Genomic DNA, 19036 nt, shown 5'->3' on the forward strand with positions numbered 1-19036 from the left:
CGGGTGGGCTCATCTGTTCGAACACCATTCCGGCCAGTGGCACATTACGAACGATTGTTCGGTTCTCGCCGGTAGCCCACGGTGATGATCGCGGGCGTGTGTAACGGGGAGGGACTACTGCCCGTGCAACTGCACGTCCGGGTGAACCGCGATTTTGACCGGGCGGCCGACAGAAAGTCGGCCTGCCCTGCTTGTCGAACGTGTCGATGACGCTGGTTGGCTCACGCTTAGATCACTCGTTCGGCGGCATCCTCGGGGCATTGTGGTGATCTTGTGCTCCTCGCTAGGCTCTCCGCCGGGTGAGGGACAAGGGGTGGCTGGTCCGGTCCGCTGAGGCACCGGATCTCACTGGGTGTGGGTGATCCCTGTCCGCTTTTGCTCATCCGTGACCCGATCAGGTGCGTCTGGAAGAGAGCAGCGATGACTGTGCGCTTTCGGCGCCGCAACACTCCACTTCCCCCGCCTTTTGGAGTTTCGCTGTGACTTCCCGTCCCCGTCGGCTGACGGTGTTCCTGACTCTGCTGACCCTTGCCGGGGTCACCGCGCTTTCGGGGTGCAGCGACAGCACCGCCGCCGGTGGCGGCGGCAAGATCACCCTCGGGTTCAGCGCCTGGCCGGGCTGGTTCCCCTGGCAGGTGGCACAGGAAAAGGGCCTGTTCGCGAAGAACGGCGTGGACGTCGACCTCAAGTGGTTCGACAACTACACCGACAGCATCAACGCGTTGTCGAGCGGGGCGATCGACGCGAACAGCCAGACCCTCAACGACACGCTCTCCTCGGCCTCCGGCGGCGCCAAGCTGTCGATCGTGCTGGTGAACGACAACTCCACCGGCAACGACAAGATCATCGCGCGGGACGGGATCAACGCCGTCGCCGACCTCAAGGGCAAGAAGGTCGCCGTCGAGCAGGGCACGGTCGACCACTACCTGCTGCTGCTCGCGCTGCAGGAGGCGAAGCTGACCGAAAAGGACATCGAGCTCGTCAACCTGCCGACCGACGCCGCCGCGGCCGCGTTCGTCGCCGGCCAGGTCGACGCGGTGGGCGCGTTCGCGCCGTTCACCACCAAGGCCCTCGAGCGCCAGGGCAGCCGCGCGATCTCGTCGTCCGCCGAGTTCCCCGGCGCCATCCCGGACCACCTCGTCACGTCGCAGAAGCTGGTCAAGGACCACCCGAAGGACGTGCAGGCGCTCGTCAACACCTGGTTCGAGACGCTGACCTGGATCAAGAACAACAAGGACGCCGCCGTGCAGATCATGGCCAAGCGCGGCGGGGTCAGCGACGCCGAGTACAAGACCTACGACGCCGGCACCACGATCTTCACGCGCCAGCAGAACCTCGACGCGTTCACCCCGGGCGTCACCGCCCAGCACCTGGACTTCTCCGCGAACAAGATCATCGACTTCATCGTGAACACCGGGCTCGCCCAGCAGCGGCCGTCGCTCGACGGGCTGTTCGACGACCAGTTCGTGAAGGCCGCACCGCAGTGACGGGTCCGACCCAGCGCACCGCGGGCGCCCCGGCCGACGAACGCGCGGCCGAGGAGCTGGAGGCCGAGCAGCGGCTCGCCGACGACACCCACGCCGGCCGGGGCCGCCCGGCCTGGTCGGCGCTGCCGCGGCGGGCCACGCCGAAGGCCCGGTCGCCGCTGTTCTCCCTGCGCACGCCGATCTCGTCGTCGGCCCGCTGGACGCTGGCCGTGCTGTCGTTCGCGATCCCGTTCCTCGCCTGGGTCGTGCTGAGCGTCAGCGGGGTCGTCGACTCGACGTTCCTGCCGTCGCCGGCCGCGGTGCTCAAGGCCGGGCTGGACATGGCCGGCACCGGCGAGCTGTTCGACGACCTCTGGGCGACGACCCAGCGGGTGCTCGAAGGCTTCGGGCTCGCGGTGCTCGTCTCGGTGCCGCTCGGCGTCCTGATGGGCACCTTCACCGCGGGCCAGGCGTTCTTCGAGCCGCTGATCGGCCTGCTGCGCTACCTGCCGGCGAGCGCGTTCATCCCGCTGCTGATCATCTGGCTGGGCCTCGGCGAGCCGTCGAAGATCGCGATCCTCTTCATCGGCACGGTCTTCTTCAACACGCTGATGACCGCCGACGTCGTGCGGGCGGTGCCGAGCGCGCTCCTCGACGTCTCCTACACCCTCGGCGCGCGCCGGGGCGAGGTGCTGCGCAAGATCGTCGTGCCGCACTCGCTGCCGGGCATGATCGACGCGGTCCGCGTCAACGCCGCCGCGGCGTGGAACTTCGTCGTGGTCGCCGAGCTGATCAACTCCCAGGCCGGCCTCGGCTACCGGATCGTTCGCGCGCAGCGGTTCCTGCAGACCGACAAGATCTTCGCGGTGCTGGTGGTCATCGGGATCGCCGGTCTCACCATCGACGTCCTGCTGCGCCTGCTGCGCACGCAGGTCGGGAAGTGGGCGGCATGACGCTGGAACTGCGGGGCGTCGCCAAGGACTACACCGTCCGCGGCAAGGTGACGCGCGCCCTCGACGGGGTCGACCTCGAAGTGCTGCGCGGCGAGTTCGTCTGCGTCGTCGGGGCGAGCGGCTCGGGCAAGTCGACGCTGCTTTCGCTGGTGGCCGGGCTGAGCACGCCGACCGAAGGCGAGATCGTGCTCGACGGCGCCCCGGTGACCGGGCCCGGCCCGGACCGCGGGCTCGTCTTCCAGCACGGCGCGCTCTACCCGTGGCGCACCGTCGAGAAGAACGTCGCGTTCGGACTCGAGCTGCTGCCGATCGACGCGGCCGAGCGCGCCAAGCGCGTGGACTGGTACCTCGCCGAGACCGGGCTCGACGCCGTGCGCCGGTCGCTGCCGAAACAGCTTTCCGGCGGGCAGAAGCAGCGCGTCGCGATCGCGCGGGCGCTGGCGTGCGAACCGGAAGTCCTGCTGCTGGACGAACCCTTCGGCGCGCTGGACGTCCAGACCAAAGAGGATATGCAGGTGCTCATCCGCCAGGTGTGGGCCGACACCGGCACCACGGTGCTGATGGTCACCCACGACGTCGAGGAAGCGGTGTTCCTGGGCGGCCGGGTGGTGGTGCTCGCCTCCGACCCGGGCCGCATCGCCGCCGACGTCGAGGTGACGCTGCCCGCCGAGCGCGGCCTGGCGGTGAAGCGCGAACCGCGGTTCCTCGCGCTGCGCGCCCGGATCGAGGACCTGGTCCGCGAGCAGCACCGCGGTCACGTCAACCGGGTGGCCGCGGGTTCGTGAGAACGGAAGACGGGATGGTGGCGGGATGAGGCACGGCAAGGCGACCGCGAAACGGGCCGGCGGCGGGGGAATCCTCGCCCGGCTCGGCATTCGCGGCAAGCTGAACCTGCTGCTCCTGCCGCCGCTGGCCGCGGTGGTGCTCGTGTCGGTGCCGTTCGTGCTGACCCAGGCGAACAGCGCCATGGCCGCGACACAGTCGGCGACCGTGGCGCGGCACACCCAGCAGCTCGGCGGGCTGGTCTCCCAGCTGCAGCGGGAACGGCTGCTGACCGGCGCGTTCGTCGCGTCGCCGTCACTGCCGGCCGACCAGATGCTCCAGCAGCGGAAGACGGTCGACTCGGCGGTCGAGAACGTCCGGTCGTCCCTCGGCGCCGACGCGCCCGACGAGCTTTCCGCGGCCCTGACCCGGATCGGCTCGCTCGCCGAGCTGCGGCAGAACGCCGAACGCCGCGGGGTCGCGCTCGACAGCGTCGCCCGCACCTACCACGCCGTGATCGGCGCGGTCATCGACGCGCTGCGGCTCGTCCCGCAGCTGACCAGTGACGCCGAGGGCACCCGGGAGCTGACCGCGCTGGAGGCGCTGCTGCGCGCGAACGAGGAGAACTCGTTGCGCGGCATGGCGTTGATCGTGACGGCGGTGGCGCCGGAGGCCGGCCGGTCCATCCTGGACGACGCGACCCAGCAGGCGCCGATCTTCACCGACCGGTTCGTCCAGCAGGCCGGCAGCGAGCAGTCCGCGCTGGTCGTCAACGTCGAGCAGAGCGAGGCGGGCCGCCGGATCGACGACCTCGCCGGCGTGGTCGGCAACCCGCGTGACACCGGCGCGCGGACCCAGTACGTCGCCGACGTCCTCGCCGCGTCGGAAAGCCAGGCGGCGCAACGCAAGCTGGTCCAGGAGCGGGTCACCGGCGAGATCGCCGCCGCCGCGAACGGCCGTGCCGACGCGGGCACGCGGCTCGCGTGGCTGGTCGGCGCCGGCGCGGGCCTGCTGTTCCTGCTCGTCGCCTTCCTCGCCGTCGCGGTGTCGCGGTCGATCGCCCGGCCGCTGCGCCGGCTGACCACCGCCGCGACGTCGGTCGCCGACCTCGCCGGCACCGAGCTCGTCCGCGTGACCGACACCGAAGAGGCCGAGGAGCAGATCCCGCGGCTGGCCACCATCGACGTCGTCTCGAGCGACGAGCTGGGCAAGCTGGCCGCGGCGTTCAACCGGGTCCAGACCACCGCGGCCGAGCTGGTCGAGCGGCAGGCGCTCACCCGGCGCAACACCAGCCTGATGTTCGCGAACGTCGCGAAGCGCACGCAGAACCTCGTCGGCCGCCAGCTCGCGCTGATCGACGAGGTCGAGCGCAACGAGCAGGACACCCGTCTGCTGGCCAGCCTCTACCGGCTCGACCACCTCTCCACCCGCCTGCGCCGCAACGCCGACAACCTGCTCGTGGTGTCCGGCACCCGCGACGAGACGCGCATCGCCGGCCCGATCGAGCTGTCCACCGCCCTGCGCTCGGCGCTCGCCGAGATCGAGGACTACCAGCGCGTCAAGCTCGGCGTCGTCGCGGAGATCCTGCTGTCGTCGGCCCTCGGCGCCGACCTGGTGCTCGTGTTCGCGGAGCTGCTGGAGAACGCGACGTCGTTCTCGCCGCCCGGCTCGCTGGTCGAGGTGGACACGATGTTCCTCACCGACGGCTCCTGCCTGGTGAACATGGTCGACCACGGCATCGGCATGACCGCCGAGAAGATGGCCGACGAGAACCGGCGGCTCGTCGAGCGCGAACGCCTTGAGCTGGCGCCCACCAGCGTGCTCGGCCTGTTCGTGGTCGGCCGCCTGGCGCGGCGCCACGACCTGGCCGTCGAGCTGCTCGCGACCCCGACCGGCGGCGTGACCGCGCGGCTGACGATCCCGCCGTCGCTGTTCAGCCACCGCGGCGGGCTCCTGAAGACCACTCCGACGCCGGTGATCCCGGCCCAGGCCGCACCCCAGCCGCGTCCCGCGGAAGCCGTGGCGGTCGCCGCCTCGGTGTCCACTTTGGACGAGCTTCGCCCGGTCGCGGCGCCGGCCGAGCTGCCGATGCCGGCGATCCCGGCGCTGCTCGGCACCATTCAGGGCAACGGGTTCCGCTGGTTCAACCAGCTGGAGCCGGTCTGGCCCGACGCCGAACCCGACGTCAAGGCGACGGTCCTTTCCGGGGCCCCGGAGTCTTCTTCGGAGGCCGAGTCCCGCGGTGGCCTCCGCCGGCGCGTCCGCGGCGCCCAGCTGCCCAGCCCGGGCACCACCGCGCCGGTGGCCGACGGCCCGCGGCACGACCCGGACGCGACCAAGGCCGCCATGGACGGCTTCCAGAGCGCCTTCGCGAAGGCCGCCGAGGTCGGCGCGATGGAGACCGACCCGCCGTCCGCGCCGCCGACCGTCGTGACCGAGCCCGTGTCGCTGCCGGTGCGCGTCCCGGCCGCGGCCGTCCCCGAACCGCCGTCGCGTGACGGCCTGGTCCGCCGCGTCCCCGGCGCCCAGCTCGCCCCCGGCCTGCGGCAGCAGCCCGCCGGGCGGCCGGTCGCCCGAGCCGTCGTCAGCCGCGCCCGGCGCGACCCGGCGGCCGAGCGGGCGGCGTTCGACTCGTTCGCCGCCGGCCTGGCCAAGGCGGAGGACGTGGTTACGGCAGACAGCCCGCCGCATGGCGTGGTCGCCGGTCGTGTGATGGAACGAGGAGAAGAGAGCAGGAAATGAGCATCCCCGCAGCAGGCGTCAGCGTCGAGGCCCAGAACTTCAACTGGCTGGTGAGCCGCTTCGCCCAGCACACCGCGGGCGCGATCGCCGCCATCGCGGTTTCCGCCGACGGCTTGCTGATCGCGGTGTCCTCGGAGCTCGAGCGCTCCAACGCCGACCGCCTCGCCGCGATCTCCTCCGCCATGCTCGGCCTCGCCCACGGCGTCTCCGAGAGCCACCCGCTCGGCTCGCCCGACAAGGTGATCATCGAACTGGAGCACGGCTACCTGCTGGTCTGCACCATCAGCATCGGCTGCTCGCTCGGCGTCCTCGCCAACAAGCAGGCCAGCCTCGGCACGATCGCCTACGAGATGGCGATGTTCGCCAACCGCGCCACCGAGGTCCTGACGCCCGGCCTGATCGAGGAGCTCAAGAACACCGTAGGTTCGTGATGACGGAGGAACCTTCGCTCCTGCGGCCGTACCTGATGACCTCGGGGCGGGCCCAGCCGGTGGACCAGAGCCTCGAGATCGAGGCCCAGGTGATGACGTCCCGGCTGGGTGCGGCGTCCCACCCGAAGCTCACCTTCGAACGCCAGGAAATCGTTTCCCTGTGCCGGAGCACCATGTCGGTCGCCGAGGTGGCCGCCATGCTCGGCCTGCACATCGGTGTCGCCCGCGTCCTGGTGGCCGACCTCGCCGAGCTCGGCTACGTCGTCGTCCGGCGGCCGGCGAACCACAACTCGCAAGACCTCGGCATGATCGAAAGGGTCATTCGTGGACTCGAAGCCATTCACTGAACCGGGCGCCCGGCCACCGGCCCCGGTCAAGATCGTCATCGCGGGCGGCTTCGGCGTCGGCAAGACGACGGCCGTCGGCGCCATTTCGGAGATCAAGCCGTTGACGACCGAAGCGGCGATCACGTCGGTGGCGGCGTCGGTGGACCGCACGGGCCACGTCCCGGCCAAGACCACCACGACGGTCGCCCTCGACTTCGGCTGCATCACGATCGACGACGAGGTCAAGCTGTACCTGTTCGGCACCCCCGGCCAGGACCGCTTCGGCTTCATGTGGCAGGACCTGGTCCACGGCGCGCTCGGCGCGCTGGTGATCGTCGACACCCGCCGCATGGACGACTGCTACCCGGCGGTCGACTACTTCGAGAACGCGGGCCTGCCGTTCGTGGTGGCGGTGAACATGTTCGACGGGTCCCTGGGCCACAACCTCGAGGACGTCCGCTGGGCCCTCGCGGTGAGTGACGACGTCCCGCTGATCACGTTCGACGCGCGGCAGAAGCTGTCGGTGCGCGACGCGCTGCTGGCGGTGCTGCGGAACACGTTCAAGCGGGCTCGTGCCCAGGCGGGCGCGGGGGCATAGGCCGGGCCCGCTACACTGATCCACGGACCCCGCGCGGCGTCCACCCTGTGAACTTCCCCAGGGCCGGAAGGCAGCAAGGATAAGCAGGCTCTGACGGGTGCGCGGGGTCCCCTTCGTTCTGGCTCCGGCTCTCGGGGCTTCGCCCCTTTGCCGGGCCTTCACTTCGTCCTTTTGCCCGGGGGCCGAGCCCCCGGACCCCCACGGTGCCTCTCGTGCGGCCTGGGAGCTCTGCCGCGGCCCTTTCAGCGCTGGTTGGGTGGGCTGCCGCGGCTGTCGTGAGTGGTAAGTAGGGTTCTAACCCGAATTACCACTCACGACATCTTTAGAAGATCCCCAGCATGTCGTCCGGCGGCTGCGGCGACGGTGGCGTGTCCTCGTCCGTGATCGGCTTCGCCCGGCCTGTCAGCTTCACCAGCTCCGCGCCGTAGACGCACCTCGCCGGGAACGCCGCCGAGGCCGTGCGGGCCGCGATCGCCGCCGTGGGGAGTTCGGTCGCCGAGGCCGCCAGGACCAGGTTGCCGAAGCGGCGGCCCTTCAGCACCGCCGGGTCGGCCAGGACCATCACCTCCGGGAACACCTCCCGCAGCGTCGCCAGGAAGCGGCGGGCGAACGGCAGGCCCGAGCCGTCCGTGATGTTGGTCAGGTACACGCCCGGGGTGCGCAGGATCGTCGCGATCGCGCGCGTCGCCTCCAGGGACGCCAGGCCGCCCGCCAGGGTCGCGCGCTCGAACGCGTCGACCACCACCAGGTCCGCCGAATCCTCGCGGCGCGTCGCCAACCCCGCCCGGCCGTCGGTCACGCGGACGCGCAGGCCCGGCACCCGCAGGCCCAGCTGGGTGCGGACCAGCTCGACCAGCTCACCGTCGGCGTCGAACACCAGCTGCCGCGACCCCGGGTGCGTCGCCGCCACGTACCGCGGGAGCGTGCAGGCCGCGCCGCCGATGTGCAACGCGTCCAGCGGACCCGGTGGCAGCTGGTCGACCACGTCGCCGAAGCGGCGGACGTAGTCGAACTCCAGGTTGGCCGGGTCGTCGAGGTCGACGTACGACTGCGCGACCCCCTCCACCGACAGCAGCCACGCGTTGCCCCGGTCGACGTCCCGGAGCAGCTCGGCCGTCCCGAAGCGCACCGGGTACCGCCCGGGCACCGGTTCGGCCTTCCGCGTTCGACCCACGACGACCGAGCCTAGCGGGTCGGAAACATTCCGCCCGCCGCGCCGATAGAGGAGCGGAAAGATCAACGATCGAGGGGGTTTTCCTTGCGTGCAAACGCAGTAATCGTCGCCGCGGCACTCGCCGCCGGGGTCTTCGTGACGCCGGCGGCCGCGGACGTCCTGCCCGACCGGGCCCAGGCCGTCTCGCTGCTGGAGTCCGGCGGGCCCGGCGTCGCGAGAGCAGCGGAAACGGCGTTGCTCGGCACACCCGCCGACCTGCAGGCCTTCCTGGCCACCGGGCAGTTCCAGGCCAAGGACGACGACGACCGGGTCCTCGTCACCCAGGCCCTGTCCACCGGCGGCCCGGTCACCACGCGCGCCGCTCAGCAGGCGCTCAGCGGCACCATCACCGACGTCCGGGAGTTCCTCGCCCACGGCCTCCCGCAGGCCCGGGTCGCGGACGACCGGATCGCCGTCGGCCAGGCCATGAGCACCGGCGGCCCGACCGTCAACGAGCGCGCCCAGAAGGCGCTCGACGGCACAGCCGCCGACGTCCGGGCGTTCCTCGAGACCGGTCTGCAGCTGGCTCGCGACGTCGACGAGCGGGTCTTGGCCGCCCAGGCCATGTCCGCCGGCGGCCCCGAGGTCAAGGCGGCCGCGCAGACGGCGCTCGACGGCGGCCCGGCCGACATCCGGTACTTCCTGAACCTGTGGAAGAAGGTCGCCGCGGACGGCGACGCCGAGGTCACCGCGGTCCAGGCCCAGCTCGACTACGGCAAGGCGGCCGCGGCCAAGCACAGCGCCCTCGGCGTCCGGCTCGCGAAGAGCCGCGCCACGGCGATCGCGTCGGACGCGCGGAAGGCGAACACCGACCGGCTGGCCACCCAGCAGCACCAGGGCCGGCAGGACGGCCAGGCGGCGGCCGGCGCCGAAGCGGCCGCGCAGCAGCAGGCCCGCGACGCGGCGGCTCGCGCCGCGCAGGCCAAGACCGACAACGACAAGCTGCTCACCGACGCGGCCGACCCGGCGCTGACCGTGCCGAACGGCCGCCGCGCGTCGGTCTACCTGCTCCACAACGGCGGCGCCGCGGTCAAGGACGCCGCCCGCGTCGCGCTGAGCGGTTCGGACGACGACGTCGTCACCTTCGTGCACAGCGGGCTCGCCGTCGCGCAGGAGTCGGACGACCGGGCCGCCGTCTCGGCGATCGCGGCCGACCCGAAGGCCCGCCCGGGCCTGCGCCAGGCCGCCCGTGACGCGCTCGCCGGGCCGTACGCCGGGGTCGCCGCGCTGCTGCGCACCGGGGACTACCCGGGCCGCGACGCCGACGACCGCGTCGAGGTCAACCAGATCCTGGCGGCCGGTGGCCCGGCGACGAAGTCGTGGGCGCAGAAGGCGCTCGACGGCACCGTCGCCGACGTCCGCGAGTTCCTGGCGCACGGCCAGTACGACGCGCACCTGGTCGACCTGGACATCTACGTGACGCGGACGCTGTCGGACGGTCCCGAGGTCAACGCCGTCGCGCAGGGCGTGCTCGACGGCCCGCGGTCGGGCCTGCAGCCGTACCTCGACGGTGAGCTGGGCAAGGCGCGGGCGCGGGACGCCTTCACCACCCAGCACGTCACGAAGGTGAACGCTCTGGTCGCCGAGGTGAACGCCCTGACCTCTTGACCGCAGGGCGAAGGTTGTCGGTGGTGCCCGGTACTCCATCCATGCCCCCACCACCGCCCTCAACGGAGACGCTTCGCGTCGCGGTAGATTCACTGGCGTGGCTCTCGCGCTGTACCGCAAGTACCGTCCGGCAACCTTCGCCGAGGTCGTCGGGCAGGAGCATGTGACCGAACCCCTCCGCACGGCGTTGGCCGCCGGGCGGATCAACCACGCCTACCTCTTCTCCGGCCCGCGCGGCTGCGGGAAGACGTCGAGCGCGCGCATCATGGCGCGCTCGCTGAACTGCGTGAAGGGGCCGACGCCGGACCCGTGCGGCGAGTGCAACTCGTGCAAGGCGCTCGCGCCGGAGGGCTCCGGCAGCGTCGACGTCACGGAGCTCGACGCGGCCAGCCACGGTGGTGTCGACGACGCCCGCGAGCTGCGTGACAAGGCGTTCTACGCGCCGGCCGAGTCGCGGTACCGCGTGTTCATCATCGACGAGGCGCACATGGTCACCACGCAGGGCTTCAACGCCCTGCTGAAGATCGTGGAAGAGCCGCCAGAGCACGTCATCTTCATCTTCGCGACCACCGAGCCGGACAAGGTGCTGACCACCATCCGCTCGCGCACGCACCACTACCCGTTCCGGCTGATCCCGCCGGGCGCGATGCGGACGCTGCTGGAAAGCAACGTCGCTGCCGAGGGTGTCGAGGTCGAGCCCGCGGTGTACCCGCTGGTCATCCGCGCGGGTGGCGGTTCGGCGCGTGACACGCAGTCGGTGCTCGACCAGCTGCTCGCCGGCGCCGGGCCGGACGGTGTTTCGTACAGCCGCGCGGTGTCGCTGCTGGGCGTCACCGACGTCGCGCTGATCGACGACATGGTCGACGCGCTCTCGACCGACGACGCCGGCACGGTGTTCGGCACGGTCGAGAAGGTCACCGAAGCCGGGCACGACCCGCGCCGGTTCGCCACCGACCTGCTCGACCGCCTGCGTGACCTGGTGCTGCTGCGCGCGGTGCCGGAGTCCGCGGGTGGCTTGGTGTCGGCGCCGGAGGAAGAGCTGACGCGGATGATCGCGCAGGCCGAGCGAGTCGGCCTGGCCACGCTCTCGCGCTACGCGGATATCGTCCACAATGGACTCCTGGAGATGCGCGGCGCGACCTCGCCGCGGCTGGTGCTGGAACTGCTGTCCGCGCGGATGCTGCTGCCGTCGGTGACGGAGGCGGAAAAGGCGCTGCTGGCCCGGATCGAGCGGCTCGAGCGTCGAGCGACGTTGGCGGGCGGCGGTGGCGCACCGGCCGAGGGCGGTGTCGAGCCGCCGGTGCGGGCGGCGCCGGAGAAGGAGTTTTCCCGGCCTTCGCAGCGCGCGGCTTCGGCCGGGCCGGCGCCGGTTGCGGTGCCGGAACCGCCGCAGGCAGCCCCGGGTGGCGCGACTGCGGTGGCGCCGGCTGGTGCTTCCGCTCAGCCCGCCGACGGTGGCTCGCGCACGCCCGCTCCTGCCCAGTCCGGTGACGGCGGTTGGGGAGCTCCCCGTACTCCGGGCGGCGGCACCCCCGCCACGACCCCGGCAGCTTCAGGCGGCGCCCCGGCTCAGTCCGGCGACGGTGGTTGGGGCACCCCGCGCACCCCGGGCGGCGGCACCCCCGCCGAGTCCGGCGATGGCGGTAGGGGCGCCCAGCGCACTTCCGGTGGCGGCACGCCTGCCCCGGCCGCGGCCTCCACCCAGTCCGGCGATGGCGGTTGGGGCACTCCGCGCACCCCCGGTGGCGGCACGCCCGCCCCGGCCGCAGCCTCCGCCGAGTCCGCCGATAGCGGCTGGGGCACCCCGCGCACCCCGGGCGGCGGCACCCCCGCAGCCGCCCCCGCCGAGGAAGCCCCGGCGCCCGCCGCGTCCGGCGGCATGGACGCCGCCGGGATCCGGAACATCTGGCCGCAGCTCATGACCGCCCTGCGCAAGTTCACCGGCGGCCGCAGCCTCGAAGCGATGCTGACCCAGGCCACGGTGGCGACCGTCGAGGGCCACGCCGTCACGCTGACCCACAAGTCCGAGCCGCTCTCGCGCCGCCTGTCCGACCAGGACAACGCCCGCAAGATCGCCGGCGCGCTGACCGACGTCCTGGGCGGCGAGTGGCAGGTCCGCTGCGTCCACGGCAACGCCCCGGCCGCGCCCGCCGCGCGTCCGCAGCAGGCCGCGCCCGCGCCGGAGCGGTCGTTCACACGCCAGTCGGCGGCCGCGCCCGCCAGCACCCCCGCGCCGCCGTCCCGGCCCGCGCCACCGCCCGCGCCGCCCGCGCGGCCCAAGGTCACCACGGCCGAGCCGGACATCCCGCTGCCGCCGGAGCCGTCCGACGAGGACGACGAAGACCTCTACAACGAGGACGCCAGCCCGGCCCCGCCGCCACCTCCGCCCCCGCCGGACCAGGACCCGGACGAGCTGGCCCGCAAGCTGATCTCGGACCACCTCGGCGCCCGCCCGCTGGACTGAACCGTCAGCCGGCCAGGTAGGCCTCGATCGCCGCGGCGATGGCCGAAGCGAACTGCTGACGGCCTTCCTCGCTCGTCATCCGGGCCGCTTCGGCCGCGTTGCGCATGTTTCCGCACTCCACCAGCGCGATCGGGCGCGTCGAGAGGTTCAGGCCACCGAGGTCCGAGCGCGCCGACAAGCCGTTGCCGCCGATGTAGTTCGACGTGCTGAAGCCGCCGCTGCGCATCGTGTCGCGCAGCGTCTGGGCCAGCCGCGTCGACGGCGCGCCCTGGGCCGCGTTCAGCGGCGGTGACGAATACGCGACGTGGAAGCCGTTCGCGCCCGGTGAGTTCGAGCCGTCGGCGTGGATCGAGACGACGGCGTCCGCGTTGGCGGTGTTGCCGATCTCGGCCCGCTTGTCGACACACGGGCCGACGCCGGTGTCGTTCGGCCGGGTGTAGACGACGCGGATTCCCTTGGCCGCCAACGCCTGCCCGACGCGCTGGGCGACGTCCCAGGTGAACGCGTGCTCGGCGTACCCGGCGTTGGTCGACGTCCCGGTCGTGTTGCACGGCTTGGTCTGCCCGCGCCCGGCGGGCACCAGCCGGTTGATCTCCGCGGGGTGGGAGCCGTTTCCGCCGTTGTGGCCCGGGTCGAGGACGACGACCTTCCCGCCCGCGACCGGCGGCGGCGGCGCGGGCGCCGAAGACGACGGCGAGGTCGGCGGCGGTGGCGCGGAGGTCACCGTCGTCGGGGCCGGCGTGACCGTCCGGGTGACCACGGGGGCCGGAGCCGCCGGGGCTTCTTCCTGACAGCCACTGAGCAGCAGGGCACCGGCCAGCAGCAGGGGGACAATCGCGCGTCGCACGGCGACCACGGTGCCACAACCCGGGCCCGGCCGGGGCGCGACTACCCTGGTGGGGACACAGGCGTGCAGAGAGGACCGAGTGCGATCATGGTGCAACCCGGCGGCGGCTTCGACATTTCCCAGCTGATGCAGCAGGCCCAGCAGATGCAGCAGAAGCTCGTCGAGGCCCAGGAGGAGCTCGCCAACACCGAGGTCACCGGCACGGCCGGCGGCGGGCTGGTCACCGCGACCGTCTCCGGTGACAGCCAGCTGAAGAGCCTGCAGATCGACCCGAAGGTGGTCGACCCGGACGACGTCGAGACGCTGTCCGACCTGATCGTGGCGGCGGTCCGCGACGCGTCGGCGAGCGCGCAGAAGCTCACCGAGCAGAAGCTCGGCCCGCTGGCCGGCGGTCTCGGCGGCGGTGGCGGCATGCCCGACCTCGGCGCCCTCGGCTTCGGCGGCTGACGAACTTGTACGAAGGTGTCGTCCAGGACCTGATCGACGAGCTCGGGCGGCTGCCCGGGGTCGGACCGAAGAGCGCCCAGCGGATCGCGTTCCACCTGCTGGCCACCGACCCGGCCGACATCGCGCGGCTGCAGGACGTGCTCGGCAAGGTCAAGGAGGGCGTGCAGTTCTGCGAGGTCTGCGGCAACGTCTCGGAGCAGCAGAAGTGCCGCATCTGCCGCGACGAGCGCCGCGACCTCACGGTGATTTGCGTGGTCGAGGAGCCGAAGGACGTCCTGGCGGTCGAGCGCACCCGCGAGTTCAAGGGCCGCTACCACGTCCTGGGCGGCGCGCTCGACCCGCTGTCGGGCATCGGCCCGGAGCAGTTGCGCATGCGCGAGCTGCTCAAGCGCATCGGCGAGGCGGACATCAGCGAGATCATCATCGCGACGGACCCCAACACCGAGGGCGAAGCGACGGCGACGTACCTGGTGCGGATGCTGAGGGACTTCCCGGGCCTGAGCGTGACGCGGTTGGCGTCGGGGCTGCCGATGGGCGGTGACCTGGAGTTCGCGGACGAGCTCACCCTGGGCCGCGCGCTCTCGGGCCGTCGTGTCCTTTGACGGGCTGCCGGTCGGGCCGGTCCGGACGCTGCTGGCCGTAGAGCGGCGGTACGTCGACATCCGGGACTGCGCCGAGCTGCCCCAGGTGCGGTACGGCGACGATCTGACCGGCGTGATCGAGCTGTCCGTCGGGCAGGTCGCCCTCTTCGGCCCGAACTGGGAGTCGGAGATCGAGGGGCTGTGGGGTTCCGTGGCCGAGCTGGTGGCTCGCTACCGCGAGCGCGGGCACGCCGAGGTGCCGTTCCCCGACCAACCGGCGAGCATCACGCTCGAGCCGGTCCCGCCGGGGCTCGTCCGGATCACCGTGGCGGGCGGGCCGTACCGCGAGACCGCGGTCACCGGGGAAGAGAAGCTGCTTTCCGCGCTCGAAGCGGGTGCGGCCGAGTTCTTCGCGAAACTGGCGGAGCTCACCGGTCGAAGCGTCTCAGGTCGTAGAGGTCCATCAGCCTGATCACCTTGTTCGCGTACTCCGGGTCGGTGGCGTACTTCCGCGCCACCGCCCGGATGAACGCGTCCGGGTCGCTCCGCACCGGCAACGCCGCCGCGTAGTTCGACGACGTCGTCAACAACCGCCCGTAATCACGGAACGAGTCGGAAACCGTCGCGTACGAGCGGAAAAACGCGTCCACCGGATGGCACGGCGACGGAATGCACTCCGTGGTCGGATACCGCACACACCTCAACGCGATCGGCCCCGGGCTCGTCGGCGTCACGCACTTGAAGCCGAAGAAGTTCCGCTCGACCGTCGACAGTGTGCTGCGGCCCCAGTTCGACTCCAGGATCGACTGCGCCACCGTCACCGACGCCGGGATGTCGTACGCCGCGTGGATCGTCTGGGCGATCGGGCCCGCCGAACCGACGTACGCCTGCTGGTAGCCCGAGGAAAGCGCCGCGTCGCGGATCGACACCTGGTCGACCGGCGGGGTCACCACCAGCAGCGCGGCCAGTCCGATGTGGATCATGGACGCCAAGCTGCCCGATCGCCGCTCCAGCGGCGACCGGGGTCACTCCAAAGAGATGCTCAGCAGTAGCCGAGCTGCGCCAGTGTGTCCACGATGATCTCGGACGGGTGGTACTTGTCCATCCAGGACTCACCACGCCGGTTCTCGTACGTGTCGAGGAAGTTCTGCAGCTTGTCGCCGCGCATCTCGGTCAGCACCACCGTCTCGCCCAGGTGCTGCGGCGTCTCGGTGCGCTCGCGGTGCACCGCGCACGGCAGGCCGAGGTAGTAGCACTCCGCCGACAGACCACCCGAGTCGGTGACGACGTACTCCGCGCGCGCCACCAGCGGGAGGAACTTCAGGTACCGCATCTTCGGCTGCACGATGAACTGGTCGTCGAAGATGTTCCCGATTCCCAGCGCGCGGATCTTCTCGCGCTCCGGCGCGCCGGCCATGTACAGGATCGGCATCTTGCGGCTCTGCTCGCGCAGGATCTCGAGCGCCTCGCGGTACTTGTCCGGGCGCGAGACCAGCTCGAAGCGGTGCAGCGTGGCGAGGCCGAACTTCTCCGGCAGGTTCGGCACGTCCAGCGGGCCGTTGATGGCCAGGCGCATCGCGTCGATCGCGGTGTTCGCCTCGGTGTCGACGACCACGCCGCGCGCGTGGCGCAGGTTGTTGACCTCGCGGATGCTCGGCGCGAAGTGCATGTCGACGATCTTCGCCGCGATCTTGCGGTTCAGCTCCTCCGGCAGCGGCGAGAGGATGCTGCCCGACCGCGCGCCCGCCTCGACGTGCCCGACGCGGGACTTGAGGATCCGCTTGCCGATCAGCGAGCCGTACGGCGTGGTGAACGTGTCGCCGTGCACCAGCACCAGCGGCGGGCGGCCGTCCTCGTTGAGCGCGGCGCGCAGCTCCTGGCGGCGGCTCCACGCGGTGCGCAGCACCTGCGCGGCCCAGCCCGGCACCTGCGCCGGCGACTCGAGGTTGTGCGCCTTGTCCTCCGGCACCAGCCAGACGTCCGGCTCGGGCATGTTCAGGTCGGCGAGCACGTCCGCGACCTCGTCGACGTGCTGCGCGGTGAACCAGATCTTCGGCCGCATCCCGCGCTCGCGGATCCCGTGGTAGACGGGCGCGATCTTGATCAGTTCCGCGGTGGTGCCGAGAATGAAGGAAATCACCGTGAAGGCCCATTTCTGGTCGGGTGCGGTGGCGCAAGGATACTGGCCGACCCGCCGCGGAGACCGCCGGGTAGCCTCGGCCCGGTGAGTGCGAACCCGCTCCTCCCCTCGCTCAGCGTCGTGATCCCGGTCTACAACGAGCAGGACTGGATCGAACGCAGTGTCGGCGCGCTGCTCGCCTCCGCCGAGGAGGCGAACTGGCCGATCGAGGTCGTCGTCGTGGACGACGGCAGCACGGACGCCACGCCTTCGCGGCTCGACGAGCTGCGGGAACGCCGTGGGATCACCGTGCTCAGCCAGGCCAACTCGGGCCGCTTCGAGGCCCGGCGGGCGGGCATCGCCAAGGCGTCGGGCCACCAGATCCTGCTGCTCGACAGCCGGGTGGTGGTGGACACCGGCTCGCTGACCTTCCTGCGCGACCAGCTGGTCGACCACCCGGAGCGGACGGTCTGGAACGGGCACGTCAACGTCGCTTCCGAGCACAACCCGTACGCCGGGTTCATGGCCGGGCTGGTGAAGATCCCCTGGCGCCGGTACTGCGCGGACCCGCGCCTGATGTCCTTCGGCATCGACCAGTTCGACCTGTTCCCGAAGGGCACCGGATTCTTTTCCGCGCCGCGTGACGTTCTCGAAGCGGCTTCCGACGCTTTTGTTTCCCTCTTCGACGACGTCCGCTTCGCCAGTGACGACACCGGCGTCCTGCGCTGGATCGCCGAGCGGCACCGCATCTTCCTGGCCCCGGAGTTCTCCGCGACCTACCACGGGCGCGACAGCTTCAAGAAGTTCGCCGCCCAGGCCTACTTCCGCGGGACGACCTTCGTGGACTCCTACCTCGGCTCGCCCGGCCCGGCCCGCAACGGCCTGTTCGCCGCGTTCGGCGTCGGCGTCCTGGGCCTCGGCCTCGCGCTGAAGAAGCCGAAGACGGCGGTGGCGCTCGCGGCCGCCGGCTCGGCCGCGGCGGGCGTGGCCGTGACCCGCTTCGGCGCGACGAACGCCGAGGCCAAGGCCGTCGCGAAGCTCGCGCCGGTGTTCGGGGCCGGCTTCGGCGCGGGCGCCGTCCGCGGGCTCGTCATGGCGCTGCGCGCGCGCCGGCGGCGGGATCGATGAGCTCGCCGGTGACCCACGAGTCCGACGAGGCGGACGGCCGCAGCCTGGCGAAGGAGACCGGGCGCTCGGCCGGGCGGATCGGTGTCTCGCTGCTCGTCGCGATCGCGCTCGGGTACGTGCTGACGCTGGTCGCCACGCGCTGGCTCGGACCGGAGAACAGCAAGGTCTACCTCTCGTTCTGGGGCATCCTGATGGGCCTCGGCAGCGCGTTGTCGCCGCTGGAGCAGGAGCTCTCGCGACAGTCCGCGGTGGCCGCGCTCGACGGCGGCAAGGCCGGCAAGCCCGCGCTGCGGGCGCTCACCGTCGGCGCGGTGACGGTCGCCGTGGTCGCTGCCCTGACGATGGCCGTGCCGGTGCTCTCGGACCGCCTCTACGGCGGCAACACCGTGCTCGGCGTCATCGTGCTGTGCGGCGCGATCGCGTTCGCCTGCCAGTTCGCCGCCCGCGGCCTGCTCGTCGGGCAGCAGCGGATCAAGCCGTACTCGGGACTGGTCGTCGCCGAAGCCGCGGTCCGGGTGGTCGTGCTGCTCGGGATCGCCGCCGCCGGGCTCACCGGCGTGACGTCGTACGCGATCGCGGCCGCGGCGGGCTCGTTCGCCTGGCTGCTGTTCGTCCGGCCGGTCTCCGGCCTGGTCGACCCGCACGCCGAAGGCGAGGGCTGGGGCCCGGTCACCGGCCGGATCCTCACCTTGCTGGCGGGCGCGGCGCTGACCGCGAGCGTCATCACCGGCTACCCGGCGATGGTGAGCCTGCTCGCACCCGGCGGGTCCGTGCGCGACGTCGGTGTCCTCTTCGCGACGCTCACCGTGTCGCGGGTGCCGCTGCTGCTGCTCTCACCGCTGCAGGCGCTCGCGGTGCCCACGGTCGTCCGGCTCACCGGCACCGACGAGGGCCGGCACCGGCTGCGGAAGCTGCTCGCGGTGGGCGCGCTCGGCACGCTGGTCGTCGGGGTGGTCGGCGCCCTGGTCGGCTGGCTGATCGGGCCGTGGCTGGTCTCCCTGCTCTACGGCTCGGAGTTCGTCGCCCAGGGCTGGTGGGTGGCGTGGATGGTGTGGGGTGCGGTGCTGCTCACCGCGCTGCAGCTGATGACGGCCGTGCTCGTGGCCCGCAAGGAAGCGAACAAGGTGCTCGTCACCTGGGCCGTGGTCGCGGTCGCGACCGCCGTGACGCTGCTGCTCGTGCCGGGTGACCCGATCCTCAAGGCGGTCGCCGGGCTGGCGGGTGGCCCGACGCTCGGGCTGGCCGTCGTGCTGGTGTTCGTGTTACGACGGCCGGGCAACGTGCACCCCGCTTCGGACGTCCCAGTAGGGTGACCCCGGCCGGACCCTCGGGGACAGGATCGGCGTGAAGC

At 71.9% G+C, this 19036-nt stretch carries 18 protein-coding genes and 1 other RNA gene; 15 read left to right on the top strand and 4 right to left on the bottom strand.

The window, feature by feature from the left end; all coding sequences use genetic code 11:
• Positions 1–479: 479 nt before the first annotated feature.
• The 8 genes from ACZ63J_RS23010 (at position 480) to ffs (ending at position 7394) form a co-directional block, all read left to right on the top strand.
• A complete protein-coding gene (locus ACZ63J_RS23010; RefSeq protein ID WP_465403024.1) occupies positions 480–1487 on the top strand; it encodes an ABC transporter substrate-binding protein in 1008 nt (335 codons plus the stop codon).
• Positions 1484–2419 (top strand): ABC transporter permease, encoded by a 936-nt coding sequence (locus tag ACZ63J_RS23015; protein WP_465333919.1) that lies wholly within the window; start codon positions 1484–1486, stop codon positions 2417–2419. Before ACZ63J_RS23010 ends, ACZ63J_RS23015 begins: the two co-directional genes overlap by 4 nt.
• The gene (locus tag ACZ63J_RS23020) at positions 2416–3204 is read left to right on the top strand and encodes an ABC transporter ATP-binding protein (RefSeq protein ID WP_465403027.1); all 789 of its coding nucleotides are present in this window, start codon (positions 2416–2418) and stop codon (positions 3202–3204) included. The genes ACZ63J_RS23015 and ACZ63J_RS23020 overlap by 4 nt, the downstream gene beginning before the upstream one ends.
• Positions 3205–3229: 25 nt before the next feature.
• Positions 3230–5923 carry a sensor histidine kinase gene (locus ACZ63J_RS23025; RefSeq protein WP_465403029.1) on the top strand — a complete coding sequence of 898 codons (2694 nt, stop codon included), beginning with the start codon at positions 3230–3232 and terminating at the stop codon, positions 5921–5923.
• Positions 5920–6354, top strand: coding sequence for a roadblock/LC7 domain-containing protein (locus ACZ63J_RS23030; RefSeq protein WP_364378792.1), 435 nt, complete (start codon positions 5920–5922; stop codon positions 6352–6354). The genes ACZ63J_RS23025 and ACZ63J_RS23030 overlap by 4 nt, the downstream gene beginning before the upstream one ends.
• A complete protein-coding gene (locus tag ACZ63J_RS23035) occupies positions 6354–6701 on the top strand; it encodes a DUF742 domain-containing protein (RefSeq protein ID WP_395921209.1) in 348 nt (115 codons plus the stop codon). The genes ACZ63J_RS23030 and ACZ63J_RS23035 overlap by 1 nt, the downstream gene beginning before the upstream one ends.
• Positions 6679–7278: a GTP-binding protein gene (locus ACZ63J_RS23040; protein WP_465313096.1), complete on the top strand. Its 600-nt coding sequence runs from the start codon at positions 6679–6681 to the stop codon at positions 7276–7278. Before ACZ63J_RS23035 ends, ACZ63J_RS23040 begins: the two co-directional genes overlap by 23 nt.
• Before the next feature lie 21 nt (positions 7279–7299).
• Positions 7300–7394: signal recognition particle sRNA small type (ffs, locus tag ACZ63J_RS23045), an RNA gene on the top strand.
• A gap of 206 nt (positions 7395–7600) precedes the next feature.
• Here the strand turns inward: ffs and ACZ63J_RS23050 are convergent.
• Positions 7601–8452 carry a spermidine synthase gene (locus ACZ63J_RS23050; protein ID WP_465403031.1) on the bottom strand — a complete coding sequence of 284 codons (852 nt, stop codon included), beginning with the start codon at positions 8450–8452 and terminating at the stop codon, positions 7601–7603.
• Between the two features lie 84 nt (positions 8453–8536).
• Here ACZ63J_RS23050 and ACZ63J_RS23055 point away from each other — a divergent pair, with 84 nt between their 5' ends.
• Both ACZ63J_RS23055 and ACZ63J_RS23060 read left to right on the top strand, forming a co-directional pair.
• Entirely contained in the window at positions 8537–10099 is a 1563-nt protein-coding gene (locus ACZ63J_RS23055) for an ALF repeat-containing protein (protein WP_465403033.1), read from the top strand.
• 97 nt (positions 10100–10196) lie between these two features.
• Entirely contained in the window at positions 10197–12563 is a 2367-nt protein-coding gene (locus tag ACZ63J_RS23060) for a DNA polymerase III subunit gamma and tau (RefSeq protein WP_465403035.1), read from the top strand.
• 4 nt (positions 12564–12567) lie between these two features.
• On the opposite strand, the gene ACZ63J_RS23065 is transcribed toward ACZ63J_RS23060, so the two are convergent.
• Positions 12568–13419 (bottom strand): N-acetylmuramoyl-L-alanine amidase, encoded by an 852-nt coding sequence (locus ACZ63J_RS23065; protein WP_465403037.1) that lies wholly within the window; start codon positions 13417–13419, stop codon positions 12568–12570.
• A gap of 78 nt (positions 13420–13497) precedes the next feature.
• Here ACZ63J_RS23065 and ACZ63J_RS23070 point away from each other — a divergent pair, with 78 nt between their 5' ends.
• The 3 genes from ACZ63J_RS23070 to ACZ63J_RS23080 are packed head-to-tail and all read left to right on the top strand — an operon-like array spanning position 13498 to position 14910.
• Positions 13498–13857, top strand: a complete 360-nt coding sequence (locus tag ACZ63J_RS23070; protein ID WP_155549341.1) for a YbaB/EbfC family nucleoid-associated protein — start codon at positions 13498–13500, stop codon at positions 13855–13857.
• A gap of 5 nt (positions 13858–13862) precedes the next feature.
• Positions 13863–14459 carry a recombination mediator RecR gene (gene recR / locus ACZ63J_RS23075; RefSeq protein ID WP_285477257.1) on the top strand — a complete coding sequence of 199 codons (597 nt, stop codon included), beginning with the start codon at positions 13863–13865 and terminating at the stop codon, positions 14457–14459.
• Positions 14449–14910 carry a hypothetical protein gene (locus ACZ63J_RS23080; protein WP_465403039.1) on the top strand — a complete coding sequence of 154 codons (462 nt, stop codon included), beginning with the start codon at positions 14449–14451 and terminating at the stop codon, positions 14908–14910. The genes recR and ACZ63J_RS23080 overlap by 11 nt, the downstream gene beginning before the upstream one ends.
• On the opposite strand, the gene ACZ63J_RS23085 is transcribed toward ACZ63J_RS23080, so the two are convergent.
• Positions 14867–15421, bottom strand: a complete 555-nt coding sequence (locus ACZ63J_RS23085; RefSeq protein ID WP_465403041.1) for a glucosaminidase domain-containing protein — start codon at positions 15419–15421, stop codon at positions 14867–14869. The two genes, ACZ63J_RS23080 and ACZ63J_RS23085, sit on opposite strands and share 44 nt — an antisense overlap.
• Positions 15422–15480: 59 nt before the next feature.
• Positions 15481–16578, bottom strand: coding sequence for a UDP-N-acetylglucosamine 2-epimerase (locus tag ACZ63J_RS23090; RefSeq protein WP_465403043.1), 1098 nt, complete (start codon positions 16576–16578; stop codon positions 15481–15483).
• 84 nt (positions 16579–16662) lie between these two features.
• Between ACZ63J_RS23090 and ACZ63J_RS23095 the strand changes: the two genes are divergently transcribed.
• Together ACZ63J_RS23095 and ACZ63J_RS23100 are read left to right on the top strand one after the other, a co-directional pair.
• Entirely contained in the window at positions 16663–17685 is a 1023-nt protein-coding gene (locus ACZ63J_RS23095) for a glycosyltransferase family 2 protein (protein WP_465313104.1), read from the top strand.
• Positions 17686–17693: 8 nt separating this feature from the next.
• Entirely contained in the window at positions 17694–18998 is a 1305-nt protein-coding gene (locus ACZ63J_RS23100; protein ID WP_465439604.1) for a polysaccharide biosynthesis protein, read from the top strand.
• Positions 18999–19036 lie beyond the last annotated feature (38 nt).

This window comes from Amycolatopsis sp. NPDC104863, assembly GCF_055582965.1.

Excerpts from the sequence above, each read along its gene's own strand:
- ACZ63J_RS23035 (WP_395921209.1), top strand. The coding sequence starts at position 6,354 with ATGACGGAGGAACCTTCGCTCCTGCGGCCGTACCTGATGACCTCGGGG.
- ACZ63J_RS23030 (WP_364378792.1), top strand. The coding sequence starts at position 5,920 with ATGAGCATCCCCGCAGCAGGCGTCAGCGTCGAGGCCCAGAACTTCAAC.
- ACZ63J_RS23025 (WP_465403029.1), top strand. The coding sequence starts at position 3,230 with ATGAGGCACGGCAAGGCGACCGCGAAACGGGCCGGCGGCGGGGGAATC.
- ACZ63J_RS23020 (WP_465403027.1), top strand. The coding sequence starts at position 2,416 with ATGACGCTGGAACTGCGGGGCGTCGCCAAGGACTACACCGTCCGCGGC.
- ACZ63J_RS23070 (WP_155549341.1), top strand. The coding sequence starts at position 13,498 with ATGGTGCAACCCGGCGGCGGCTTCGACATTTCCCAGCTGATGCAGCAG.
- ACZ63J_RS23085 (WP_465403041.1), bottom strand. The coding sequence starts at position 15,421 with ATGATCCACATCGGACTGGCCGCGCTGCTGGTGGTGACCCCGCCGGTC.